Here is a 5,388-nt window from a genome sequence, read left to right on the forward strand (position 1 = left end):
TTTAGCGGGGGCAACTACAAGTCGTCATTAGTACTCTCCTCTAAAATGGCAAGTTACGCCTTATCATACCCCTCTGGCAGTATGAGCAGCGACAAGTTTAGTTAAGCCGACATCAGGCTAGCCCTATATCTGGTGCGACAAACTGGGTCGCCCATTACCGCTAAGCTTCAGCCGTGTATACTTTGCCACGCTGCAGCTAGGGGCTGCGGCCATGTCTTGTGTTACTTCGATTCGTATTAAGGAAACCCAAATGGCTATTAAAAAAACCGAGCTGTATTCATCCCTTTGGGCCAGCTGCAATGAGTTGCGCGGCGGTATGGATGCCAGTCAGTACAAAGATTACGTGCTGACCATGCTGTTTATTAAATACGTATCCGATAAGTATAAAAATGATCCCTACGGCATGATTGTAGTGCCGCAAGGTGCCAGCTTTGATGACATGGTGCTGCTTAAGGGCGATAAAGAAATTGGCGATAAAATCAATAAAATCATCAGCCGCCTTGCCGAAGAAAACGATCTTAAAGGCGTGATTGATGTCGCCGACTTTAACGACGAAGACAAGCTCGGCAAAGGCAAAGACATGGTTGACCGCTTAGGTAAGTTGGTTGGCATTTTTGAAGGACTTAACCTAAGCGATAACCGCGCCGATGGCGATGACTTGCTCGGCGATGCTTACGAATACCTGATGCGCCACTTTGCGACCGAGTCGGGCAAATCCAAGGGTCAGTTTTATACCCCAGCCGAAGTCTCGCGGATTATGGCGAAAATCATTGGCATTAATGCGCAAACACCACAAGACGCCACGGTCTACGACCCCACCTGTGGTTCTGGCTCGCTATTGTTAAAAGCCAGTGATGAAGCGCCGCGCGGCTTGTCGATTTTTGGCCAAGAAATGGACAACGCCACCAGCGCTCTCGCGCGTATGAACATGATTTTGCACAACAACGCCACCGCTAAAATTTGGCAGGGCAACACCCTGAGCGATCCGCAGTGGAAAGACGCCAACGGCCAGCTTAAAACCTTTGACTTTGCCGTGGCTAACCCGCCGTTTTCAAATAAAAACTGGACCAACGGGCTTAACCCCCAAGCCGATGAGTTTGGGCGTTTTGTGTGGGGCATTCCGCCAGAGAAAAACGGCGACTACACCTTTTTGCTGCACATTATTAAAAGCCTGAAAAGCACCGGTAAAGGCGCAGTGATTTTGCCCCACGGTGTGTTATTTCGCGGTAATGCCGAAGCGCGCATTCGCGAAAACCTGATTAAACAAGGTTATATCAAAGGCATTATTGGCCTACCGGCAAACCTGTTTTACGGCACCGGGATTCCCGCCTGCATTATCGTGATAGATAAAGAGCAGGCCGCCGCGCGCACCGGTATTTTTATGCTAGATGCCAGCAAAGGCTTTATGAAAGACGGCAACAAAAACCGCCTGCGCAGCCAAGATATTCATAAAATAGTTGATGTATTTACCAAACAATTAGAGCTGCCGCGTTACAGCCGTATGGTGACGCTGGGCGAAATTGCCGAGAACGATTACAACCTCAATATTCCACGCTACATTGATGCCAGCGAGCCAGAAGATTTACACAACCTTAGCGCGCACTTACAAGGCGGTATTCCTAATGCCGATATTGATGCACTGGCGGATTATTGGCAGGTATTCCCAAGCATTCAGGCCGCCTTATTTAAGCCCACCCGTCCAGGTTTTAGCCAAGCCTTAGTCAAAGGCGCAGAGGTAAAAAGCACCCTGCTCAATCACCCCGAGTTTAAAGCCTTTGCCGAGCACAGCCTGCAACCTTTTACTCAGTGGGCCGCACAGGCTGCGCTAGACAGCATCAGCTTGAACGAGCAACCCAAAGCGATTATTCAGCGCATCAGTGAAGATTTACTGGCGCGCTATGCCCAGCAGCCGCTGCTGAACCATTACGATATTTATCAAATTTTAATGGATTACTGGGCCGACACTATGCAGGACGATGTGTATGTACTGGTGCAAGACGGCTGGGCAGTGGGCAATACCTTACGTGAATTGGTGGCCGTTAAAGACGATAAAGGCAAAACCGTCAAACTCAGCGAAACCCCTGATTTAGTGATTGCCAAAGCCAAGTACAAAGCCGAGCTGATTCCACCTGCATTAATTGTGGCGCGTTATTTTGCCGAGCAACAAACCCAACTGGATGCGCTGCAAAGCCGCCAAGATGCCGCTAGCCAAGCGTTAGAAAGCTATTTAGAAGAACACAGCAGCGAAGACGGTTTGCTGGTTGAAGCCCTGAACGACAACGATAAAATCAGCAAAGCCAGCGTTGGCGCGCGCTTAAAGCTAAGCACCGACGCCGAAGAACAAGCCGCACTCAAGCAAGCACAAAAATTATTTGATGCCGAAACCCGTGCTAAAAAAGCGGTTAAAGACGCCCAAGACGCCTTGGATTTAGCCGTGTTTGAGCAATACCCCAAACTCACTATCGGCCAGATTAAAACCCTCATTGTGCAGGACAAATGGCTGGCTACCTTACAAGCACAAATTGTGGCCGAGATTGAACGCGTTACCCAGCAACTGGCCAACCGCGTGCAAGACTTGGAAGAACGCTACGCCGAACCACTGCCGCAATTGGTTGAACAGGTTGCAAAGCTAAGCGAGAAAGTGGCTGCGCACTTAGCTGCCATGGGATTGGAAAGCTAGGCATGGATATTTATTTGACGTTAAAAGTGAAAAACTCTAGAATCAGCGGCAATACACCCGCCAAGCCTAGACTATTTGACTCGTCAAATTGGATGCTGAAATTGTGCGGGTTTTTTCGTTTTAGGGGGTGCGTATGATCCCCTTTAACAAGCCTGTCATTGATGTTAGCCAACAATTAGCCTTGCTGGAACAACGTGGCCTCATCATCAAAAACCCAGAAAAAGCAGCACATTATCTTGAGGTCATTAGTTACTTTAGATTGTCTGCTTATATGCGCCCCTTTCAGCAACCTAACGACGATCAGCATCGTTTTTATCCTCAAACTGAGTTTAAGCAGATTGTTGCGCTATATGCTTTTGATAGAGAGCTTCGGTTATTACTCTTAGATGCAATTGAGCGGATTGAAGTGGCGATACGCTCAATGCTCAATATTGTCATGGGCAAGAAAAATGAAGACTCTAATAAACCACACAGTGGAAGTCATTGGTATTTAGATAGACAGAACTTCAAGCAACAATATCGGCACTCTAAACTGCTTGAAGAGTTTGAGAATATAGTAGAAAAAGAACAGCAAATTCTGGATCGGGAACAGCAAAAGCTACTGAAAGGTCGTTTAGCTGAGGCCAAGAAAAAAATTATTTTTGACTTAAAGCGCCGTGAAAATTATTGCCGATATTACACCACCAAATATTTTCCGCCTAAGCTGCCACCTGGTTGGGCGTTAATTGAAGAGCTAAGTCTAGGTTCTTTGTCGCATCTCTATAGCGGTTTAGCAGAAGACAGCGACCGTAAAGCCATTGCGCAACGTTTTAATACTCCGCAAGACAAACTAGGCAGCTGGCTACATACCCTTACTTTTATTCGTAATTGCTGCGCGCACCATGCCCGGCTATGGAATAGAGAGCTGTCTATTGCCCCAGCACTTATGCGTGATTCTGAATGGAAATTTCCAACAGTGCTCCCTAATAGCCATATACAACCTGCTAAACGCTTATATGTGGTTATTTTGCTTATCGTACACCTAATGCAGCAGGTCAGTCCTAATAGCAATTGGGCTGGTATGTTCGTCATGTTGCTAAATAAATATCCCGATGTACCCCTTAGAAATATGGGCTTTCCAGACGACTGGCAACAGCATCCTTTCTTTACCGAAAGCCGAAACAGTGATTAACAGCGCAATGTATTTAGCTAAATTTAAACAAGGTAATAAGTTATGACGCAAGCAGTGCCAGCGGGCTATAAGCAAACGGAAGTGGGGGTGATTCCGGAGGATTGGGAGCTATCAAACATTGCAAGCATTTCTGCTACCCCTATGCAAAATGGATTATTTTTTGAACCTAGAAGAAAAGGTAGAGGAGTGCCGCTGATCAATGTTTCAGACATGTATAACTCTGCCCCTATTAATGTTTCAACCTTGGATCTTTTTGATGCAAATCTTACTGAAATAAACACTTTTAAAGTTAAGAAAGGGGATTTATTTTTCACTCGATCCTCTGTTGTTCCGAGTGGAATTGCTTTTTGCAATTTCTTTGAAGACGACAAAAGCAATAATGTTGTTTTTGATAGCCACTTAATTAAAGTAAGTCCAAACTTAAATTTAGTTAATCCACACTTTCTATATCTTAACTGTATTTCAACAACTGCTAGAAAATCATTAATCTCCAAAGCCAAAACTGCAACCATGACAACAATTGATCAAGGTGCAATTAATAGTTGTCCAGTTTTATTACCTTCACTCAAAGAACAAACCGCCATTGCTCAGGCGCTGTCGGATGTGGATGCGTTGATTGAGGCAGAAGCACAGTTAATCGCCAAAAAACAAGCGATTAAAACCGCCACCATGCAGCAATTGCTCACGGGTCGCACCCGCCTCCCCGACTTCGCCCACCACCCCGACGGCCGCCCCAAAGGCTATAAACCCAGCGAATTAGGTGAGATTCCAGAGGATTGGGAGGTGAGTTCACTACTAGATATTGCAAGTCTTATCCATGGTAAAGCTCATGAGCAATATGTAGTCGATACAGGAATTTATGTGGTCGTAAATTCAAGATTTATCTCTACAGAGGGAAAAGTACGGAAATACTGCCTAAAAAATGACTGCTCAGCCAGAAAAGGCGATGTACTGATGGTACTAAGTGATCTGCCAAATGGCCGAGCACTAGCTAAATGTTTCTATGTAGATAAAAACAATACTTATGCAGTAAATCAACGAGTATGTATTTTCAGATCAAATACTTTCGATCAAAAATTCCTATATCTTATTTTAAATCGACATAAATACTTTTTAGCTTTAGATGATGGAGTAACTCAAACTCATATCCTCAATGGTGATATTTCTGCCTGCCAATTATTTGCACCATCTTGTAAAAAAGAACAAACCGCCATTGCCACGATTCTCTCCGATATGGACGCCGAGATTGAAGCGCTAGAACAACGCCTTAATAAAACCCGCCAACTTAAACAAGGCATGATGCAAGAACTGCTCACGGGCAAAACACGGCTACCCCTCGCGTAAGGAACCCCCTATGTCAGCCAACACATCCCATCCGCTGCATGAGCAGGTTAAATCGGTTTATCAGCTACTGAGCGAGCCACAGCTGCATATTCCTAACTACCAGCGCCCATACAAATGGACAGCAGACAACCTCCACGCGCTACTCACCGATTTACGCAACTACCGCGATAAATCGGCGTATCGCTTGGGTACG

Annotated in this window: 3 protein-coding genes and 1 pseudogene; all 4 read left to right on the forward strand. The window is 45.7% G+C overall.

Annotated elements, in window-relative coordinates; translation table 11 throughout:
• Positions 1-211 precede the first annotated feature (211 nt).
• The gene (locus tag Q1V74_RS03370) at positions 212-2,680 is read left to right on the forward strand and encodes a type I restriction-modification system subunit M (protein ID WP_300647055.1); all 2,469 of its coding nucleotides are present in this window, start codon (positions 212-214) and stop codon (positions 2,678-2,680) included.
• Between the two features lie 133 nt (positions 2,681-2,813).
• A complete protein-coding gene (locus Q1V74_RS03375; RefSeq protein ID WP_286596964.1) occupies positions 2,814-3,851 on the forward strand; it encodes an Abi family protein in 1,038 nt (345 codons plus the stop codon).
• A 42-nt stretch (positions 3,852-3,893) separates the two neighbouring features.
• A complete protein-coding gene (locus tag Q1V74_RS03380) occupies positions 3,894-5,195 on the forward strand; it encodes a restriction endonuclease subunit S (protein WP_286596966.1) in 1,302 nt (433 codons plus the stop codon).
• A 10-nt stretch (positions 5,196-5,205) separates the two neighbouring features.
• Positions 5,206-5,388: pseudogene (locus tag Q1V74_RS03385) on the forward strand (DUF262 domain-containing protein); the annotation flags it as partial.

This window comes from Paenalcaligenes sp. (assembly GCF_030152715.1).
GTDB lineage: Bacteria > Pseudomonadota > Gammaproteobacteria > Burkholderiales > Burkholderiaceae_B > Paenalcaligenes > Paenalcaligenes hermetiae.